The organism is Pigmentiphaga sp. H8, assembly GCF_003854895.1.
Taxonomy (GTDB): Bacteria; Pseudomonadota; Gammaproteobacteria; order Burkholderiales; family Burkholderiaceae_B; genus Pigmentiphaga.
Window position 1 is genome coordinate 4,765,912 of sequence record NZ_CP033966.1, and the last position, 18,047, is coordinate 4,783,958.

General features: G+C 68.4%; 16 protein-coding genes and 1 riboswitch. Of the genes, 2 read left to right on the top strand and 14 right to left on the bottom strand.

What is annotated here, in order from left to right:
• Both EGT29_RS22450 and EGT29_RS22455 read right to left on the bottom strand, forming a co-directional pair.
• Positions 1-975: a tripartite tricarboxylate transporter substrate binding protein gene (locus tag EGT29_RS22450; protein WP_124691065.1), complete on the bottom strand. Its 975-nt coding sequence runs from the start codon at positions 973-975 to the stop codon at positions 1-3.
• Positions 976-1,031: 56 nt separating this feature from the next.
• Positions 1,032-2,303 (bottom strand): Rieske 2Fe-2S domain-containing protein, encoded by a 1,272-nt coding sequence (locus EGT29_RS22455; protein WP_124691066.1) that lies wholly within the window; start codon positions 2,301-2,303, stop codon positions 1,032-1,034.
• A gap of 143 nt (positions 2,304-2,446) precedes the next feature.
• Here EGT29_RS22455 and EGT29_RS22460 point away from each other — a divergent pair, with 143 nt between their 5' ends.
• Entirely contained in the window at positions 2,447-3,223 is a 777-nt protein-coding gene (locus EGT29_RS22460; protein ID WP_124691067.1) for an IclR family transcriptional regulator, read from the top strand.
• Positions 3,224-3,233: 10 nt separating this feature from the next.
• Here the strand turns inward: EGT29_RS22460 and ribD are convergent, their stop codons facing one another.
• The 3 genes from ribD to glyA form a co-directional block, all read right to left on the bottom strand.
• Entirely contained in the window at positions 3,234-4,346 is a 1,113-nt protein-coding gene (ribD, locus tag EGT29_RS22465; RefSeq protein ID WP_124692479.1) for a bifunctional diaminohydroxyphosphoribosylaminopyrimidine deaminase/5-amino-6-(5-phosphoribosylamino)uracil reductase RibD, read from the bottom strand.
• Positions 4,347-4,394: 48 nt separating this feature from the next.
• A complete protein-coding gene (gene nrdR, locus EGT29_RS22470; protein WP_124691068.1) occupies positions 4,395-4,868 on the bottom strand; it encodes a transcriptional regulator NrdR in 474 nt (157 codons plus the stop codon).
• A gap of 123 nt (positions 4,869-4,991) precedes the next feature.
• Positions 4,992-6,239: a serine hydroxymethyltransferase gene (gene glyA / locus EGT29_RS22475; protein WP_124691069.1), complete on the bottom strand. Its 1,248-nt coding sequence runs from the start codon at positions 6,237-6,239 to the stop codon at positions 4,992-4,994.
• 154 nt (positions 6,240-6,393) lie between these two features.
• Positions 6,394-6,528: riboswitch (ZMP/ZTP riboswitch) on the bottom strand.
• A 117-nt stretch (positions 6,529-6,645) separates the two neighbouring features.
• On the opposite strand from glyA, the gene EGT29_RS22480 reads away from it, so the two are divergent.
• Positions 6,646-7,584 (top strand): 2-hydroxyacid dehydrogenase, encoded by a 939-nt coding sequence (locus EGT29_RS22480; RefSeq protein WP_124691070.1) that lies wholly within the window; start codon positions 6,646-6,648, stop codon positions 7,582-7,584.
• Here EGT29_RS22480 and EGT29_RS22485 read toward each other — a convergent pair.
• The 9 genes from EGT29_RS22485 to EGT29_RS22525 form a co-directional block, all read right to left on the bottom strand.
• Positions 7,581-8,594: a LysR family transcriptional regulator gene (locus tag EGT29_RS22485; RefSeq protein ID WP_238160169.1), complete on the bottom strand. Its 1,014-nt coding sequence runs from the start codon at positions 8,592-8,594 to the stop codon at positions 7,581-7,583. The two genes, EGT29_RS22480 and EGT29_RS22485, sit on opposite strands and share 4 nt — an antisense overlap.
• A gap of 93 nt (positions 8,595-8,687) precedes the next feature.
• Positions 8,688-9,137 carry a CoxG family protein gene (locus tag EGT29_RS22490; protein WP_124691072.1) on the bottom strand — a complete coding sequence of 150 codons (450 nt, stop codon included), beginning with the start codon at positions 9,135-9,137 and terminating at the stop codon, positions 8,688-8,690.
• A gap of 30 nt (positions 9,138-9,167) precedes the next feature.
• Positions 9,168-9,638 (bottom strand): (2Fe-2S)-binding protein, encoded by a 471-nt coding sequence (locus tag EGT29_RS22495; RefSeq protein ID WP_124691073.1) that lies wholly within the window; start codon positions 9,636-9,638, stop codon positions 9,168-9,170.
• Positions 9,635-10,468 (bottom strand): xanthine dehydrogenase family protein subunit M, encoded by an 834-nt coding sequence (locus tag EGT29_RS22500; RefSeq protein WP_124691074.1) that lies wholly within the window; start codon positions 10,466-10,468, stop codon positions 9,635-9,637. Before EGT29_RS22500 ends, EGT29_RS22495 begins: the two co-directional genes overlap by 4 nt.
• Complete coding sequence (locus EGT29_RS22505; protein WP_370283065.1) at positions 10,465-12,879, bottom strand: xanthine dehydrogenase family protein molybdopterin-binding subunit; 2,415 nt, start codon at positions 12,877-12,879, stop codon at positions 10,465-10,467. Before EGT29_RS22505 ends, EGT29_RS22500 begins: the two co-directional genes overlap by 4 nt.
• Positions 12,876-13,871, bottom strand: a complete 996-nt coding sequence (locus tag EGT29_RS22510; RefSeq protein ID WP_161567917.1) for a tripartite tricarboxylate transporter substrate binding protein — start codon at positions 13,869-13,871, stop codon at positions 12,876-12,878. The genes EGT29_RS22505 and EGT29_RS22510 overlap by 4 nt, the downstream gene beginning before the upstream one ends.
• Positions 13,872-13,963: 92 nt before the next feature.
• Complete coding sequence (locus EGT29_RS22515) at positions 13,964-14,314, bottom strand: RidA family protein (protein ID WP_124691077.1); 351 nt, start codon at positions 14,312-14,314, stop codon at positions 13,964-13,966.
• The gene (locus EGT29_RS22520; protein WP_124691078.1) at positions 14,311-15,894 is read right to left on the bottom strand and encodes a hydantoinase B/oxoprolinase family protein; all 1,584 of its coding nucleotides are present in this window, start codon (positions 15,892-15,894) and stop codon (positions 14,311-14,313) included. Before EGT29_RS22520 ends, EGT29_RS22515 begins: the two co-directional genes overlap by 4 nt.
• Complete coding sequence (locus tag EGT29_RS22525; RefSeq protein WP_238160170.1) at positions 15,894-18,005, bottom strand: hydantoinase/oxoprolinase family protein; 2,112 nt, start codon at positions 18,003-18,005, stop codon at positions 15,894-15,896. The genes EGT29_RS22520 and EGT29_RS22525 overlap by 1 nt, the downstream gene beginning before the upstream one ends.
• Positions 18,006-18,047: the final 42 nt, after the last annotated feature.

An 18,047-nucleotide genomic window follows, 5' to 3' on the forward strand; every position in this document is an offset into this window, starting at 1 on the left:
TCAACCCGCCTTGGCGCCGGTGGCCTTGATGACCTTGCCCCAGCGTTCCACTTCGGTCCGTATCCAGGCGCCGAACTGTTCCGGCGTGTTGGCCACGACCTCGAACTCCATGTCGCGCAGCTTCTGCTGCACGTCGGGCATGTGCAGGACCTTCACGATCTCCTTGTTGTAGCGGTCGATGATGGGGCGCGGCGTGCCTGCCGGCGCCAGGAAGCCTATCCACGACGTGGCGACGAAATGGGGATAGCCCGACTCGATCATGGTCGGGATGCCTGGCGTGCTGGCGAAGCGCTTCTCGCCCGTCGAGGCCAGCAGCTTGAGCCGCCCTTCCTTCACGTACTGCTGGACGTTGCCGGGCACCATGAAAGCCGCCTGCACGTTGCCCGCCACCAGGTCGACCAGCGCCGGCGAGGCGCCGCGATAGGGCACGTGCGTGGCGCCCAGCCCCGAGGCCTCGTTCAGCATTTCCATGGTCAGGTGCGAGGCGCTGCCCGTGGCCACCGATCCGTACGACAGCTTGCCCGGATGGGCCTTGGACCAGGCCACCAGATCGGCCACGCTCTTGACCGGCAGTCCCGGGTTGACCACCAGGTACTGCGGCGAGCTGACCGCGAGCGTGATCGGCGCCAGGTCGGTCACGGGGTCGTAAGGCATGTTGTCGAACAGCGTCTTGTTGATGGCGATGGGCCCGTTGTAGCCCACCAGCAGCGTGTAGCCGTCCGGCGGCGACTTGGCCACCAGGTCGGCGCCGATGTTGCCGCCGGCGCCCGGCTTGTTCTCGACGATGACGGGCTGCCCGAGTATGCCCTCGAGCTTGGACGCGACCAGCCGTCCCAGCACGTCGTTGGTGCTGCCCACGATGGGCACGATGATGCGCACCGGCTTGGTGGGCGCCCATTCCTCGGCGGCCACGGCCGCCGGGACGACGGAACAGACGGCCAGCGCACAGGCCGCGTTGCGTAGCAATGCTTGCATGAAAGTCTCCTTACCCTCTCGTTCTTGAAGCGGCCGGCTTGGCCTTGACCGCATGGCTACACGCTGTAGACCGGCTCGTTCAGGCCGTCCGCCAGGTGTCTCTTGGCCCACTCCATCGGATCGGCGGCACGGTCCAGCAGGACGCCGGCGGCGCGCACGCGCTGCGCCGCGCCGTCCAGCGCCGGCGGTTCCGAACCGTTGGCCAGGCCCACCGCGGCTTCGTGCAGCATGCGGCGCGCCATGACGATGGCGCGATCCGTGGGCAGCAGCCGTTCGGCCTCGTGGTCCTGGATGGGTCCCATGCTTTCCTGCAGCGACGCGTCCTGCATGGCGAAGCCGAACACGCCGCTGTACGCGCGCTTCTCTTTCTGCGCCACGCGATCGATCAAGTAGTCGTTGTCCTTGTTGGCGAGCGGGCGGAAGGTGACGGGATCGCAGGGCGCGTGGATGCCCCGGCCCGCGTCCAGGTCCGCGCGCTCCTGCTCGGACAGCGGCTTGTCGGGATGGAAATTGATGCTCCAGGCCCAGCAGTTGTGGTCATCGATGGGTACCCAGACGTGGCCGCCCAGGGCATGGTCGCCGAATGGCGGAATCAGCGTGAACCACGGGAACAGCCACTGGGTGATGCGCCAGTAGTACGAATCCGGTTCGCCGTTGCGGCGGCCGTACAGCGACAGGCCGAAATCGTTCTTCTCGATGTCGAACACGACGTTGCCGTCGGCCTTGATGTAGTCGTTGGCCTTGGTGCCCTGGTGCAGCGGATCCACGTCGACCTCGTAGCGGTGCACGTACGACACGTGGCTGGTGTCGATGCCGCCTTCCATGGCCTGCAGGTAATTGGATTCCTGCAGCCGCTTGGACACGTAGATGTGGCTTTCCGGCAGGCCGCACCATTCGACCTCGGGCAGGCTGGGCTGGGTTTCGGGCGGACCCATGTAGGCCCAGACGACGGAGCCGCGCTCGATGCACGGATAGGCCTTGATACCCATGCGGCTGCAGCTTTGCGGCGCCGACGGCACGTCCACGCATTCGCCCAGGCGGTTGAACTTCAGGCCGTGATAAGCGCAGCGGATGCCGTCCTCTTCGTTGCGGCCAAAGTACAGCGACACGCCGCGGTGCGAACAGAACTCGTCGATCAGCCCCACCTGCCCGCTGCTGTCGCGGAACGCCAGCAGCTTCTCGCCCATGATCTGGACCCGCACCGGCGGGCAGTCGGGCTCGGCGATCTCGTTCGATTTCAGGATGGGGACCCAGTAGCGCCGCAGCAGATTGCCCATGGGCGTGCCCGGGCCGGTGCGCACCAGGATTTCCGAGGTTTCCTTGTTCATAACTCCACTTTCTCCTGCCGGGAATGTCCGTTCTATGATAATTGAGTCCATTCTACGGACATAAAACGGATTGTCAACGGGTACGCGGCAGCAGAACCCGGCGGCGGCTCGGCTACGATGTCGGGCTCGATGGACAGAGACGAATGAGGAAAGGCGTGGCGGAAACCGAGAAACCGGGCGAAAGCGTGCGGGCCGTGGACCGGGCCCTGGAGATCCTGCTGGCCTTCACGGCCACGGACTACGAGCTGACGGTGGGGCAGTTGCTCAAGCGCGTGGACCTGAGCCGGCCCACGCTGTACCGCCTGCTGTACACGCTGGAACAATGCGGCTTCGTGGTGTCGGAGGGCGATCCGCAGAAATTCCGCCTGGGACCCGCCGTGGGCCAGCTCGCCCACGTCTGGACCTCCAGCCTGGACCTGAGCGCACTGGCGGCGCCGCCGATGCAGCGGCTGCGCGAGCAGACCGGCGAGACCGTCGCCCTGTTCCTGCTGCAAGGCGGCGACCGGCTCTGCATCGCCGAACTGCCCAGCCCCCAGCCCCTGAGTTTCAAGCGCGGCATCGGCTATCGGGAACGGATCTCGGTGGGCGCCAGCGGCCGGGCCATCCTGGCCAACATCGGACAGGGCGACGAGGACCGGCGCCGCTACGCGGCCGAGCGTGGCCTGGACATCGCGCAGCCGGCCGAGGACCTGGACATGGTGAAGCAGCGGGGCTATGCCGTCAGCAGGGACGAACTGATACAGGGCGCGGTGGCGATCGCCGCGCCGTTCTTCGACCGCAGCGGCCAGGTGGCGGGCTCGCTGGGCGTGTTCGGCCCCGGCGCCCGGCTGCCCGCCGAGCGCATCAAAGAATTCGGAGAACGCGTGATGCGGGAAGCCGCCGAACTGTCGCGCACGCTGGGCAGCCGGACGGCGCCCTGAGCGTGGCGGATCAGGCCCGCCGCGCGGGCGTGGCGGCCGCGCGCGCGGCCGCCAGCCGCTGCGGGTCCTGCGCCCGCAGCCGGACGTCCGGGCCCAGCCCGCTCACGTCCACGAACTGGAAACGGCGCGCCTGGTCCAGGTCCTCGATCAACGGCAGGCGCGCCATGCCCGCGCCCTCGCCCAACAGCACGGGCGCCATGTAGACCAGCAGTTCATCCACGCAGCCGGCCTGCAGCAAGGCGCCGGTCAGCACCGCGCCGGCCTCGGCATGGACTTCGTTGATGTCGTGCTGCCCCAGCCAGCGCATGACGCCGGGCAGGTCGACCCGGCCATCCGCGCCCGGCAGGCAGATGACGCGCGCGTTGCGCGCCGCCAGGTCGGCGGCGCGGCCGGCATCCTCGCGCGCCGTGAAGATCCAGGTTTCCGCGCCATCGAGCAGGCGCGCGCCGGCCGGCATGCGCAGATGCGTATCCAGCACGATCTTGCGCGGCGGGCGCGTGGTCGCCACATGGCGCACGTCCAGGCGGGGATCGTCGGCCAGCACGGTGCCGATGCCGGTCAGCACGGCGCAGCTGCGCGCGCGCCAATGGTGGCCGTCGGCCCTGGCGGCCTGGCCGGTAATCCATTGCGACCGGCCGTTGGGCAGCGCGCTGCGCCCATCCAGCGACGCCGCCATCTTGGCCCAGAGCCAGGGCGTGCCGCGGCTCATGCGGGAGACGAAGCCGACGTTCAGCGCCAGCGCCTCGTCCAGGCACACGCCTGCGGTGACGGCGATGCCCGCGGCGCGCAGCCGCGCCAGGCCTTCGCCGTTGACGCGCGGATTGGGATCGCCCATCGCCACGACGACCCGCGCCGGCGCGGCGGCGACGAGCGCGTCGACGCAAGGCGGCGTACGGCCATGGTGGCTGCACGGCTCCAGCGTGACGTAGACGGTGGCGCCTTCCACGGAAAGGCCGCGCGCCTGCGCGTCGCGCAGCGCCCGGACCTCGGCATGCGGCCCGCCCACGGGCTGGGTCGCGCCCTCGCCCAGGATCTGGCCGTCGCGCACGATGACGCAGCCCACGCGTGGGTTCGGTGAAGTCGTGTACAGAACGCCGTCGGCCAGCGACAGCGCGCGCCGCATCCAGGCGGCATCCTCGGGACGTTCGGCGATCTTGGCGCTCATCGGCGATCAGGATTTCGTGGCGGGAGGCCGGGGCCCCTGGATCTCTCGCACGACGTCGGTGAATTCGTCCACGTCCTCGAAGCTTTTGTAGACCGAGGCAAAACGGATGTAGGCGATCTTGTCGAGCTTCTTGAGTTCCTGCATGACCAGTTCGCCCACGCGCTCGGACGGTACCTCGCGCAGGCCGCTGGTCATCAGGGCTTCCTCGATGCGGGTAACGGCGGCTTCCACCGCGTCGGCGCTGACGGCCCGCTTGCGCAGCGCCAGCATCAGGCTGCCGCGCAGCTTGCCCTGGTCGTACTCCGACCGGCTGCCATTGCGCTTGACCACCGCCGGCAGCGACAGCTCCACCCGCTCGTAGGTCGTGAAGCGTCGATCGCAATGCGTGCAGCGGCGGCGCCGGCGAATGGCGCTGCCTTCTTCCAACACCCGGGTGTCCATCACCTGGGTGTCCTCATGGCGACAGAAAGGACACTTCATGTATGGTCCTCGATCCTCTGCAACCTAGAACACCCCCTCCAGGGCGCCGCGGATCCGGCTTTGCCGGTCCGCCAGCGCCGCCCCCTTGAGGGGGCGCCCGAAGGGCGTAGGGGGTGGGCCCTCCTACCCACCGTAGACCGGGAACTTCGCGGTCAGGGCGTTGACGCGCTCGCGCACGGCCGCGATGTTGGCCTCGTCGCGCGGGTTGTCCAGCACGTCGGCGATGAGGTTGGCGGTCAGGCGGGCCTCGTCTTCCTTGAAGCCGCGCGTGGTCATGGCCGGCGAGCCGACACGCACGCCGCTGGTGACGAAGGGCTTTTCCGGATCGTTCGGAATGGCGTTCTTGTTGACCGTGATGTGGGCCTGGCCCAGCGCCAGTTCGGCGTCCTTGCCCGTGATGCCCTTGGCGCGCAGGTCCACCAGCATGACGTGGCTTTCGGTGCGTCCCGACACGATGCGCAGGCCGCGCTCGACCAGCGTCTCGGCCATCACCTTGGCGTTGGCCACGACCTGGGCGGCGTACTGCTTGAACGAGGGATCCAGCGCTTCCTTGAAGGCTACGGCCTTGGCGGCGATGACGTGCTCGAGCGGGCCGCCCTGGATGCCCGGGAAGATGGCGGAATTGACGGCCTTCTCGAACTCGGCCTTGCACATGATCAGGCCGCCGCGCGGGCCGCGCAGCGACTTGTGCGTGGTCGAGGTGACGAAATCGGCGTGCGGGACCGGGTTGGGGTAGGCGCCACCGGCGACCAGGCCGGCGTAGTGGGCGATGTCCACCATGAACAGCGCGCCGTTGGCCTTGGCGATCTGGGCGAAACGGGCGAAGTCGATGCGCAGCGCATAGGCCGAGGCGCCGGCCACGATCAGCTTGGGCTTGTGCTCGGCGGCCAGGCGCGCGACCTGGTCGTAATCGATTTCCTCCTGGGCGTTCAGGCCGTAGGACAGGAAGTTGTACAGCTTGCCCGAGGCATTGACCGGCGAGCCGTGCGTCAGGTGGCCGCCCTCGGCCAGGCTCATGCCCAGCACCGTATCGCCGGGCTTGAGCACGGCCATGTACACGCCCTGGTTGGCCTGCGAGCCCGAATTGGGCTGCACGTTCACGGCATCGGCGCCGAAGATCTGCTTGGCGCGGTCGATGGCCAACTGCTCGACGATGTCCACGAACTCGCAGCCGCCGTAATAGCGCTTGCCGGGATAGCCTTCGGCGTACTTGTTGGTGAGCTGCGTGCCCTGGGCCTGCATGACGGCGGGGCTGGCGTAGTTTTCCGAGGCGATCAGCTCGATGTGCTGTTCCTGGCGCTGGTTTTCCAGCTCGATGGCGGACCAGAGTTCGGGATCGGCCTGGGCGATGGTGCGGTTGCGGTCGAACATGACGGTTTCCTTCCTGTGCAGAACGGGGGCCAACCGACGGGTTCAAAGCGACGGCCAGCCGATATGACGGAAACCGCGCCACATCGTCCTGCTGCGCCTGCGCGGCAGGGCAGCCGAAACGAAAGACGGCGTGACGCGATCTACGAATCTGCCTAACGGCTGCCCAGGCGAACGGCGGGCGGCGCGGCCGCGCCCCGGATGGGACGAACCGAACCGCCGGAACCCTGCGCTTCCTTGTGGTAAACCCACCTAGGCCCCAGGCCTAGAGTCGCCAGTCACGCAGGGTGAAGGCAAGGAGTAGTTTACCCCAGACTGGCGCGCCCCGGCACCGGTCTGCGCGGCGGCGCAACATGGGCTATCGTGGCAGCCTGACCGCGACCGACAACCGACTTCCAGGACTCTCCCGATGAAGCACCGCATCCTGCAGATCGCCTCCATCACGCCCGCCGTCGACGCCCGCCTGGCGCGCGACTACGACGTGGCGCCCCTGTGGAAACAGGCCGATCCCGCCGCCTTCCTGGCCGAGCACGGCGCCGGGTTCGAAGGCATCGCGATCCACGTGCGGGACGCCTGCGGCGCCGACATCCTGACCGCCCTGCCCAACGCCCGCGTCATCGCCAACTTCGGCGTGGGCTACGACCGGATAGACATCGACACCGCCAGGCGCCAGGGCATGCAGATCAGCAACACCCCGGAAGTGCTGGACGGCTGCGTCGCCGACCTGGCCATGGGGCTGGCGATCGACGCGGCGCGCGGCATTTCCGTCACCACCCGCTTCGTGCGGGCCGGCGGCTGGAAAACCGGCCAGCGTCCGCTGATGACGCGCGTCCACGGCAAGAACATGGGCCTGCTGGGCTTCGGCGGCATCGGCCAGGCCATCGGCCGGCGCGCCGCCGGCTTCGACATGGACGTGCGCTACCACACGCGCCGCCCGGTCGCCGGGTCCCCCTACCGGCACGAGCCCTCGCTGGTGGAACTGGCCCGGTGGGCTGATTTCCTGGTGGTGGCCTGCCCCGGCGGCGCGGCCACCCGCCACCTGGTGAACGCCGAAGTCATGGAGGCCCTGGGCCCGTCCGGCATTCTGGTCAACATCGCGCGCGGCAGCGTGGTGGACGAGGCCGCGCTGGTGCAGGCGCTGCAGGCCGGCCGCCTGGGCGGCGCGGGGCTGGACGTGTTCGAGCACGAGCCCGACGTCCCCCAGGCCTTGCTGGAGATGGACAACGTGGTGGCGGTCTCGCACATCGCCGGCTTCACCCGCGAATCGCGGGCGGACATGGAAGCCCGCGTGTGCGACAACCTGGATGCGTATTTCCGCACCGGGCAGGTGTTGAACCCGGTTCCCTAAAGCTCCATCAACTGCCGCGCGTCGGCCTGCCCACGCGCGGATTCACCCTCCCAGGTCTCGGACGCGGACCAGCGCTGGTCCAGGATGACTTCGACACCGCTCAGGTTGCCGGCATCCTGGATGGTGGTCATCAGCACTTCGAGAATGCGGCGGGTATTGACCGAAAAAGAACGAAGGTGCCGGGTGGTCAGGCATATTTCCCGCGAAATGCGGGGTTCGCATAACTCCCGGAACTTCAGTTCATTGAGTGGTCCCGCCTGGGCGGCCAGCGCCGGCACCACCGAGATTTTCCCGCCCAAGCCCAGCATGGCGTAAAGGGAATGGGTACTGGACACGTTGTCGTGCAGCTGGGCCCTGTCGTGCAGGCCCAGTTCCGGGTAGTTCTCCAGGAAGGCGCCGATGCCGGTGTCTCCCGTCAGCCCGATGTAGTCGTACTGCGCCAGGTCCGACCACTTGATCGGACCATTGGTACAGGCCAAGGGGTGGTCGTTGGGAAAGATCACGCCGAACGGGTCGGCCAGCATGGGCACGTAATTGAGCTCGGGATAGTTGTTGAGGCGGCTGCACAGGCCGAAATCGACGTCGCCGTCGAGCACGGCCCGCTCGATCTTGTCCGACCCGCCGTCGCGCACCGAAACGGTGATGGCGGGATAGGCCCGCCGAAACGCCGCCAGCGCCGGGGTCAGGATGTGCATGATCATCGACGGCGCGGCGGCGATGCGCACGTGCCCCCGCTGGCTCTTGGCGATGGCCTGGAGATCCCCGATGGCGCTGTCGAAGTCCCGCAGGATGCGCTCGGCCACGGCCTTGAAGCGGACGGCATCGTCAGTCAGGACCACGCGCCGCGTCGTGCGGTCGAACAGCTTCAGCCCGACCGCTTCCTCGAACTGCTGGATGGTGGCGGTCAGGGACGATTGCGTATGGAACAGCCGCGCGGCGGCCAGGGTGAACGAACCGGTTTCGGCAATGGCGACGAAACACCGCAGGTGACGCAGGGAAATCTTTCTCATGATGGCGAGCCTTCGAAAGACACCGCTCGAACAACCCTGGACGTGTTGCAGCGCGGTATTCGCGCCGGGCTCCCGCCGTGCGGCGTGGGCGGATCAGGTCTGGCCCGCCGTGACCGCCGTCTCGAAGCGATCGAAGAATTCTCCTGCGAGCTTCCTGGCGACTCCTTCGATCAATCTTGCTCCCACCTGGGCCAACTTTCCTGCGACCTGAGCCTGGGCATCATAGGCCAGGCGCGTACCGCCGTCAGCGGGGTCCAGCACCACATCGGCGCCGCCTTTTGCCAGGCCCGCCGCCCCGCCGCTGCCTTCGAACACCAGCCGGCAACGCGCCGGCGCCTGCGCGTCGGCGATGGTGAAGGTTCCCGAGAACCGCGCCTTGACGGGGCCGATGGCCATCACGACCACGGCCCGGTAGCGGGTGTCGTCCTCGCGCTCGACCGATACGCAGCCGGGTATGCACTGCTGCAGGATGGCCGGGTCGAACAGGCTTTCCCAGGCGGTCTGCCGATCGACGGCCAGTTGCCGTTCTCCGGTGATGTTCATGAATGGAATGTCCTTGAGGGGGTTTCGGATTCAGCCGGCCTTGGCCAGCCGGTCGCGCGCCATTTCGGTGGCCTTGACGATGCCGGCATAACCGGTGCAGCGGCACAGGTTCCCGGCCAGTTGGTCGCGGATCTGGTGTTCCGATGCGCAGCAGCCGCGCGCCAGCGCATCGCGCACCATGATGACCATGCCGGGCGTGCAGAAGCCGCATTGCAGTCCATGCGCCTCGGAAAAGCATTCGCGGATGACCGCCATCGCGGCATCGTCCTCGAAGCCTTCGATGGTCCTCACCGACCGGCCGTCGACCGCGGCCGCCAGCGTGATGCAGGCCCGCACGGGCTCGCCGTCCACCAGCACCGAACAGGCGCCGCACACGCCGTGCTCACAGCCCAGATGGGTGCCGGTCAGGCCGCAGTGGTCGCGGACGAAATCGGCCAGCGTCATGCGGTCCTCGACCTCGCCCGCCACCGGCGCACCGTTCACTGTCAATGCAAGCTTCATGTCTGCTCCTGCAAGCGCGCGCACGCGCGTACGACCATGGTCCGATGCAGATGGAACTCGTAGGACGACGCGGCCAACCCCGTAGCGTCCCGCACGTCCGCGTCCACCACCTGCCCGAGCTGCCGCGGATCGACCCGATCCCCTTCGGCCAGCAACGCCGATACGCGCCCCAGCCGGCACGGCTTGTCTCCCGCCGCACCCAGCGCCACCTCGGCCAGTTCCCGAGCCGGATCGCGTACGACGGCCGCGATGGAATGGGCGAACTCGCCCGACTTCCGGCAGAACTTCTGATAGCTCCACCGAGCCAGATCGGACAGGACGGGCACGGTCACGCCGACGAGGATCTCGTCCGGCCGCAGCGCGGTCTCCATCAATCCGAGCTGGAATCGCGCCAACGGCAGCCGGCGCTCGCCGCCGGTGCCGCGGATGACGGTTTCGGCCCCCAGCGCCAGCAGCGCCGTGGGCCAGTCCGCCGCGGGATCGGCGTGGGCCAGACTGCCGCCCAGCGTGCCGCGGTTGCGCACCGAACGAAAGGCAATGCCGCCGGCCACGTGCCGCAGGTAGCCGCGCGACGGATCCTCGATCCTGCCGTCCTCGATCATGGCGTGCGTGACGCCCGCACCGATGAACACGCGATCGTCCTCGGCCGCGCTGCGCCGCAGTTCGGCCAGTCCGGAGATGTCGATCATGGTGTCCGCCAGCGTCAGGCGCAGGTTCATCATGGGCACCAGCGACTGGCCGCCGGCCAGGAAGCGGGAGGTCTCGCCGCCGGCCGCCAGCGCCTCGTCCAGGGTCGCGGCGCGGCGATAGGAAAACGGCGCGGCCTTCATTGCACCACCTCGCCTTCCCGATGCGCGCGGGTTGCGCTCGGCGTGCCTTCGGCTGCCGCGACGATGGCGGCCCGCACGCGCTGCGGCGTCATGGGCGTTTCGTTCAGCTCGGCGCCCAGGCCGCGCAGCGCGTCGCGCACCGCGTTGGCGATCGCGGCCGGCGGCGGGATGGCGCCGCCCTCGCCCATGCCTTTCATGCCGTACTCGGTGTGCGGCGTGGGCGTCACCATGTGGCCGATCTTGATGGGCGGCGCCTCGGGCGCGCCCGGCATCAGGTAATCGCCCAGCGTCGTCGCCAGCGGCTGTCCATTCTCGTCATAAGGGATCTCTTCGTACAGCGCCGTGCCTATGCCCTGCACGATGCCGCCGATGATCTGGCCGTCGACGATCATGGGATTGACCACGGTGCCGCAGTCCTCGACGCAGGCGTAGTCCAACAGATCGATCTTGCCCGTATCCGGGTCCACGGCCACCACGGCCGCATGCGTCGCATAGGTGAACACACCGGTGTCGACCTGCGGCTCGTAGGTCGTCGTCACGTCGAGCAGGGGCTCCATGCCCGGCGGCAGCGCCTCCTGCCGCAGATGCGCGATGCGGCCGATCTCGTCGAAGCCCATCGACCCTTCGGGCCCGTGCACGCGTTCGTCCTCGAAGCGCAGCGCCTCGGCTTCGCACTTCATGGCGTACGCGGCGATAGCCGCCATCTTGGCGCGCAGCAGCCGGCACGCCCGGGCCACCGCGCCCCCAGACATGACCATGCTGCGCGAAGCGAAGGTCCCCATGCCGAACGGCGAGACCTGGGTGTCGCCATGCCGGACCGACACGCGGGCCGGATCGATGCTCAATTCGTGATGGGCGATCTGCGACAAGGCCGTCTCCAGGCCCTGTCCATGCGACACGATGCCCACCATCAGCATCAGCGATCCGTCGGGCATCATCCGCGCCGTGGCCGACTCGTAGCCCGGGATCACCGGCGTGCCGCGCGAGACCCATTCGCCGCAGCCGTGCGCGGTCTGCTCGGTGAACGCCGCAAAGCCCACGCCAATCAGGCGGCCGTCGGCTTCGCCCTGCTTCTGGCGCGCCCGCACCCCGGCCAGCTCGATCAACCCGGCGGCACGCCGCACCGACTCGCCGTAGTTGCCGGTGTCGAAGAGCAGATTGGTGATGGACCGGTACGGCATGGCGTGCTCGGGCACCATGTTTTCCACACGCACCTCCCAGGGCTCGCGGCCCACGGCGTGGGCGATTTCGTCGATGGTGCGCTCGATGGTGAAACAGGCGGCCGGGCGCGCCACGCCTCGATATGCGCCTATGGGCGACTTGTTTGTGGCCACGGTATAGCTGCGGCAACGATAGCTGGGCACGTCATAGGGGCCGGGGATGTTCTTGGCAACCATGCCCGTCTCCATGAAAGGGCTGTTGGGCCAGTGCGAATAAGCCCCGGCATCCACATAGACCTCCACGTCCAGGCCCAGGATGCGGCCGCGTGCGTCGGCGTAGGCCTTCACCTTGTGATGATGCTCGCGGCAATGGATGGCGCTCAGCAGGTGCTCCCGCTTGTCGTCCAGCCAGCGGACCGGCCGCTTGAGCTTGAGCGCCAGCGCCGCCACCATCAGCTCTTCCGGATACAGCACGCGCTTGGCGCCAAAGCCGCCGCCCATGTCGGGCGAGATCAGACGCAACCGCCGCTCCTCGATACCCAGCACCTGCGCCATACCGACCCGCGTCTGGTGCGGCGACTGGCTGCCCGTGTAGACGCACAGTTCGTCCAGCCGGTCGTCCCACACCGCCAGGATGGCGCGTCCTTCCAGCGGCACGGCGGACTGGCGGTTCATCCGGTATTCGCGCTCGATCACCACCGCGGCCTCGCGCCGCGCGGCCGCCAGGTCGCCGAACTCGGCGTCGCGCGCCACGTACACGTTGTCGCCCCATTCCTCGCGGATCAGGGGCGCGCCGGGCAGCGTGGCCGCGACGGTATCGACCACGGCCGGCAGTTCCTCGATGTCGACCAGCACCGAGTCGGCGATGTCCTCGGCCATCGCCCGTGTGGGCGCGATCGCCATCGCCACCGGCTCGCCGGCGAAGCGGACGCGATCGGTGGCCAGGGCCGGATGCTCGGAATACTTGAAGCCGTCGATCTTGGGGACCGCCACGATGGGCTTGACGGCGGGAAAATCCCTGGCGGTGAACACCTGGTCGCGGTACTCGTCGGGAATGACGATGCCGCGCACGATGCCGTGGGCGCTGGAACTGCGCACGAACGCGACCTCCAGCATGCCCGGCACGCGGATGTCGCCGACGAACTGCCCACGCCCCCGCAGATGGCGCCAGTCCTCCCGGCGGCGCAGGCGCGCCCCGATCCCCTTTGCCGTCGCCGTGGACGAGCCGCTCGCATCCTTGTCGGTCATCAGTCGCGCTCCAGTCCCATGTCCTTGACGAGCTTACGGTAAGTCGTGGCGTCGTGGCGGCGCAACTGGGCAAACTCCGTCGAACTGATCAGATAGGGTTCCGCGCCCAGCGTGGCGAGCTGCTTGCGCATCTCCGGCGACTGCACCGCCTTGTGGATGGCGGCATTGAGCTTCTCCACGACGGCTGGCGGCATGTGGGCCGGCCCTTCTATGCCCATCCAGAAATTCATGGTGGCCGAGGGGTATCCCGCTTCGATCGCGGTGGGCACGTCGGGCAATATCGAGGAGCGCTCCTTGGACATCACCACCAGCGGACGCACTTGCCCGGCGCGCACGTAGCCTATGGTGGAGGGCAGCGAATCGAACACCATCGACACCCGTCCCGAGATCACGTCGGGAAAGGCCAGCCCCGACGACTTGTACGGCACGTGGGTCATGGTGATGTTCATCGCGTTCTGCAGGATCTGGCCCGACAGGTGGCCGGTGCTGCCCGGCCCGGCCGAGGCGAAGCTCAGCTTGTTCCGGCCTTCGCCCTTGGCATAGCTGGCCATGTCGGCCAGGGACTTCACCGGCAGGTCGTTGTTGACCGCCAGGATGTTGGGCGTGGTCACCAGCGTGCCGATCGCGGTGAAATCGTCGATCGCATGGTAGGAAAGGTTCTTGAGCAGCACGGGCGCCACCACGACCATGGGCGGACTGGTCAACAGGATCGTGTAGCCGTCGGGCGGGGCGGCGGCCACGACCGCGGCGCCTATGGTGCCGCCCCCGCCACCGCGGTTTTCCGCGACCACCGACTGCCCCAGCGCGTCGCTCATGGACTTGGCCAGCACCCGTCCGATCGAATCGGATACGCCACCGGTCGCATACGGAATCACCAGCCGGATCGGCTTGCTGGGGAACTCGTCGGCCACCGCTGCGGAGGGCGTCACCCAGGCCGCGCACACCATGGCCATCCCGGCCACGGCCCACCCGGCCCGCGTGGATGGCGACTTCACCTTACAACACCTGCCAGAGCTTCTCTCGATCATCTCAGCCTCACGTGTTTAGGGAACTACGGGATGTCGCCTCCTCCGTCCTGCAACCTGCCTCAGACGGCGGCCACCACCACGATCTCGACTCGGCATGCCGGGTCATTCAGTTCGACCTTGCCGCAACAACGAGTGGGGGTCTGCCCGGGCACGACCCAGGCATCCCACACCGCGTTCATCGCCGCAAAATCGTCCATCGTCTTCAACCAGATCTGCGCGCTCAGCATCCGGCTCTTGTCGGTCCCCGCCTGCCCGAGCAATTCGTCCACCTTGGCCAATACCTGGCGGGTCTGGCCGGCGATGTCTTGCGAGCGGTCGTCGGGCACCTGGCCCGACAGGTAGGCAATGCCGTGGTGAACCAGCGCCCGGCTGCGCCGCGCGCTCTGGTCGATGCGTGTCATGTCACTCATGCTTTCTTCTCCAGTGATCCATAGGCGCCGCCGCCGGCGGTCTCCATCAATACGCGGTCGCCGGCGCGCAGCACGCGCGGCTCGGTGGGATCGACGGCCTGGCCGTTGATGGCCAGGCGTCCGGGCTGGCCGGCGCCGCCGCCCGCCAGCCCGGACGGCGCGGACTTGAGCTGGGTCATCAGGAACGAGGCTGCCGCATCCGGTGCATCGGGCAACAACTCGTACTCGAAGCGGATGCCGCAGCCGCCCGGCTGGCGCCCCTCGCCGCCGCTGCCGCGGCGGATCTCGCGCCGCAGGACACGGATGGGCGCCAGGAACTCCATCATCTCGACCGGGGTATTGCCCAGGTTGGCCGGAAAGCTCAGCGCCGAGAACCCAGGCCGGCGCGCGTTGGCCCCCTGCCCCGCGTTCAGGAAGTTGACAACGGCGTAGCGCTTGCCCCGGTACTCGCCCGACATGGTCATCGACGAATTCGGCGACCCCGAGGCCCAGACCTTTTCGGGCAGCACCTCGGCCAGCGCCTTGAAGACGGCGCCCGGCAACAGATGGCCGATGGCGCTGCGGCCGCCCGACGCCGCGGGATAGGTCGGATTCAGCAGCGAACCGAGCGGCGCCTGGGTCGTGATGGGCAGGAAGCTGCCTTCGTTGTTCGGAATGTCCGCGCACAGCAAGGCCTTCAGGCCGTACACGGTGTAGGCGAACACGTAGATCGGCACCACGTTCAGGGCGCGCGGCAACTGCGCGGACGTTCCCGCGTAGTCGATGTCGATGCGGTCGCCGGCCACGGTCAGCTGGCAACGGATGACGATGGGCTCCTCGAAACCGTCGTGCTGCACGGTCGAGCGGTAGACGCCGTCGGGCAAGGCACGGATGGCCTCGCGCATGGCCTCTTCCGAACGCCTGCGCACTTCCGCGCCCAGCGCCTCGAGGTCCACCGTTTCCAGCGGCCCCTTCAGGCGATCGGCCATCATCCGGCACGCCGCCACCTGCGCCCAGATATCGCCCATGCCCTGCTCCGGCACGCGGATGTTCTGGGTGATCATCTCGATCAGCACCTCGTTGGGCTTGCCGTCGTCGAGCAGCTTCATCAGCGGAATCTGCAGGCCTTCTTCGTAGATCTCGCGGCTGCTGTTGCTGCGCAGCTTGCCGCCGATGTCGGGCAGGTGCGAGACCACCGCACCGAAAGCCACCAGCCGGCCCTCGAAGAAGATGGGCGTGACGGTGGTGACGTCGTGCACGTGGCCCGAACCTTTCCACGGATCATTGGTGATGAAGACGTCGCCCGGCTTGATGGTGTCGGCCGGGTACTTGTCCAGGAAATGGCGCACCGTCGCCGGCAGGCAGCCGATGAAACCGGGCAGGCTCATGGCCGATTGCGCCAGCGAACGCCCCTGGGCATCGGTCAGCACGATGGCGAAATCGTTGCCGTCCCTGACCAGCGTGGAAAAGCAGGTACGCACGAACGCGGCGGCGGCTTCGTCGACGACGCTGATGAGCCGCTTCCACAGGATCTCCAGTTCGACCGCGTCGAAACTCGTCTGCCGGGCGGCCGGACGCCGCCGCGAGGAAGTCTTGTCCATTATTCGAATTCCTTGATGGTCACGGATACGGTCAGGTCCGGAAGAATCGTCACGTCGGCCCCCACCGCGACGACCAGGGTGGATTCGCGTTCTTCCAGGATCAGCGGCCCCGGCAGAGTGGTTCCCGCCGGCAGCGAATAGCGGTCGTGCACCGGCACCTCGCCGTACGCCCGCCGCAGCGGCAGGTAGACGGGCCGCGAGCCCGCCGGCGCGCCGCCGCTGGTGCGCGTGTCGCCCCATTCGAAATGGCTGCCTTCGGTGCGCGCCTTGCCGACCAGGCGCCAGGTCGTGACCTGCGGCCGGGCATTCGGTACCAGGCGGCCGTACAGGCGCCGGTATTGCTCTTCGAACGCGGCGAGCACGCGCGCGCCAGTGCCGGCGTCGGCCTCTGCATAGGGAATCGAAACAGGCACCTCGGCCCCCTGGCCGTGGTAGCGCATGTCGGCACCGATGCGCCACTCGACATCGCGGGCCCCCACCGAAGCCAGCTCGGCCTCGCCCTCTTGCTTGAGTGCGCTCAGCACGCGCGCGACCTGGCCCCAGTCGGCGTCGGCCAGTAGCTGCGGACTGGACCAGGCACGGTCCACGCGCGCCGGCGCGGCCAGCATGCCCAGGCACGACCCGGCGCCCGCGGCGATGGGCACCAGCACGCGCGGGATGCGCAGCTTGCGCGCCACGTCCACCGCGTGCACCGGGCCCGCGCCGCCCGTCGCCACCATGGACAGTTCGCGCGGATCGTGGCCGGTCTCGGCGATGTGGATGCGGGCCGCGCTCGCCATGTTCTCGTTGACCATGTTGCAGATGCCCCAGGCCACGCCCTCGGCCGGCATCTCCAGTTGCTGGCCGAGCCGGGCCATGGCCGCGCGGGTAGCCTCCAGGTCCAGCGCCATCTCGCCGCCCAGGAAATTGGCCGGGTTCAGATAGCCCAGCAGCAGGTCGGCGTCGGTCACCGTCGGCTGCGTGCCGCCACGGCCGTAGCAAACCGGTCCAGGCACCGATCCCGACGATTCCGGACCGACGTTGAGCAGGCCCAGCCGGTTGCAATAGGCGATCGAACCGCCGCCGGCGCCGATCTCGATCAACTCGATACTGGGAATGAGGATGGGCAGCCCCGACCCGCGCTTGAAACGCTCCACGCGCGCGCATTCGAAGCTGTGCGCGACCGGCGCCTCGCCGTCGATGGCGACGCAGGCCTTGGCCGTGGTGCCGCCCATGTCGAACGCCAGCACCTGGTCCACGCCGTTCTGCCGCGCGGTGTTCAGCGCCGACAGCACCCCCGCGGCCGGCCCGGACTCCAGCAGCATGATGGGTGACTCGGCGCCCGCGCGGGCGGAGGTGAACCCCCCGCTGGACACCATCACGCGCAGAGGAATGCCGCGGCGGATGTCGCCGATGCGCGCCTCGAGCTGGCGCAGGTAATCGGCCACCACCGGCTTGACGTAGGCATTGGCCGTGGTGGTGGAGGTCCGTTCGAACTCGCCGATCTCGCGCGCCAGCGACGACGAGGTCGACACCGCCATGTCGGGCAGACGCGCCTTGATGGCCGCCTCGATGCGGCGTTCATGGCTGTCGTCCATGTAGGCGTGCAACAGCGACACCGCGACCGAGGTCACGCCCGCGTCCGCCAGCGCCTGGATCGCCGCCGCGACATCCGCGTCGTCCAGCGCTTCGAGCACGTCGCCATGCGCGCCCAGCCGCTCGGCCACTTCGGCCCGGCACTCGGGCGGCACCAGCGGCCGGGGCAGCACGATGTCCAGGTCATAAGGGTCATAGCGCCACTCGCGCCCGATGTCGAGCGCATCGCGCATGCCGGCGGTGGTGATCAGGCCGGTAGCGGCGCCCTTGCGTTCGATCAGCGTATTGGTGACCAGCGTCGTGCCGTGCAGCACCTCGCCCAGCGACGGCGCCGCCCCGCCCATCGAGACCGCGATCTGCCGCAACAGGTCGCCGATGACGGTGGAGACCGCTTCGCCGGGGTCCGACGGTGTGGTCGGCGTCTTGCCGACCCAGATCCGGCCCTGCGGATGCAAGGTTGCCACGCCGTCCGTGAAGGTTCCGCCGATATCCACGGCGACGCGCAAGGTACTGGAGCCTGCAGCAGATGTGTTCACGCTCTCTCTATCCCATTCAGTTTGAATCGAAGCCGTCCCACG

Excerpts from the sequence above, each read along its gene's own strand:
- EGT29_RS22495 (WP_124691073.1), bottom strand. The coding sequence starts at position 9,638 with ATGAAGCTTGCATTGACAGTGAACGGTGCGCCGGTGGCGGGCGAGGTC.
- EGT29_RS22515 (WP_124691077.1), bottom strand. The coding sequence starts at position 14,314 with ATGAGTGACATGACACGCATCGACCAGAGCGCGCGGCGCAGCCGGGCG.
- ribD (WP_124692479.1), bottom strand. The coding sequence starts at position 4,346 with ATGCGGCGCGCGCTGTCGCTGGCCGACGGCGTTCTGTACACGACTTCA.
- EGT29_RS22485 (WP_238160169.1), bottom strand. The coding sequence starts at position 8,594 with ATGAGAAAGATTTCCCTGCGTCACCTGCGGTGTTTCGTCGCCATTGCC.
- nrdR (WP_124691068.1), bottom strand. The coding sequence starts at position 4,868 with ATGAAGTGTCCTTTCTGTCGCCATGAGGACACCCAGGTGATGGACACC.
- EGT29_RS22500 (WP_124691074.1), bottom strand. The coding sequence starts at position 10,468 with ATGAAGGCCGCGCCGTTTTCCTATCGCCGCGCCGCGACCCTGGACGAG.
- glyA (WP_124691069.1), bottom strand. The coding sequence starts at position 6,239 with ATGTTCGACCGCAACCGCACCATCGCCCAGGCCGATCCCGAACTCTGG.
- EGT29_RS22480 (WP_124691070.1), top strand. The coding sequence starts at position 6,646 with ATGAAGCACCGCATCCTGCAGATCGCCTCCATCACGCCCGCCGTCGAC.
- EGT29_RS22450 (WP_124691065.1), bottom strand. The coding sequence starts at position 975 with ATGCAAGCATTGCTACGCAACGCGGCCTGTGCGCTGGCCGTCTGTTCC.
- EGT29_RS22520 (WP_124691078.1), bottom strand. The coding sequence starts at position 15,894 with ATGGACAAGACTTCCTCGCGGCGGCGTCCGGCCGCCCGGCAGACGAGT.
- EGT29_RS22455 (WP_124691066.1), bottom strand. The coding sequence starts at position 2,303 with ATGAACAAGGAAACCTCGGAAATCCTGGTGCGCACCGGCCCGGGCACG.
- EGT29_RS22460 (WP_124691067.1), top strand. The coding sequence starts at position 2,447 with ATGAGGAAAGGCGTGGCGGAAACCGAGAAACCGGGCGAAAGCGTGCGG.
- EGT29_RS22490 (WP_124691072.1), bottom strand. The coding sequence starts at position 9,137 with ATGAACATCACCGGAGAACGGCAACTGGCCGTCGATCGGCAGACCGCC.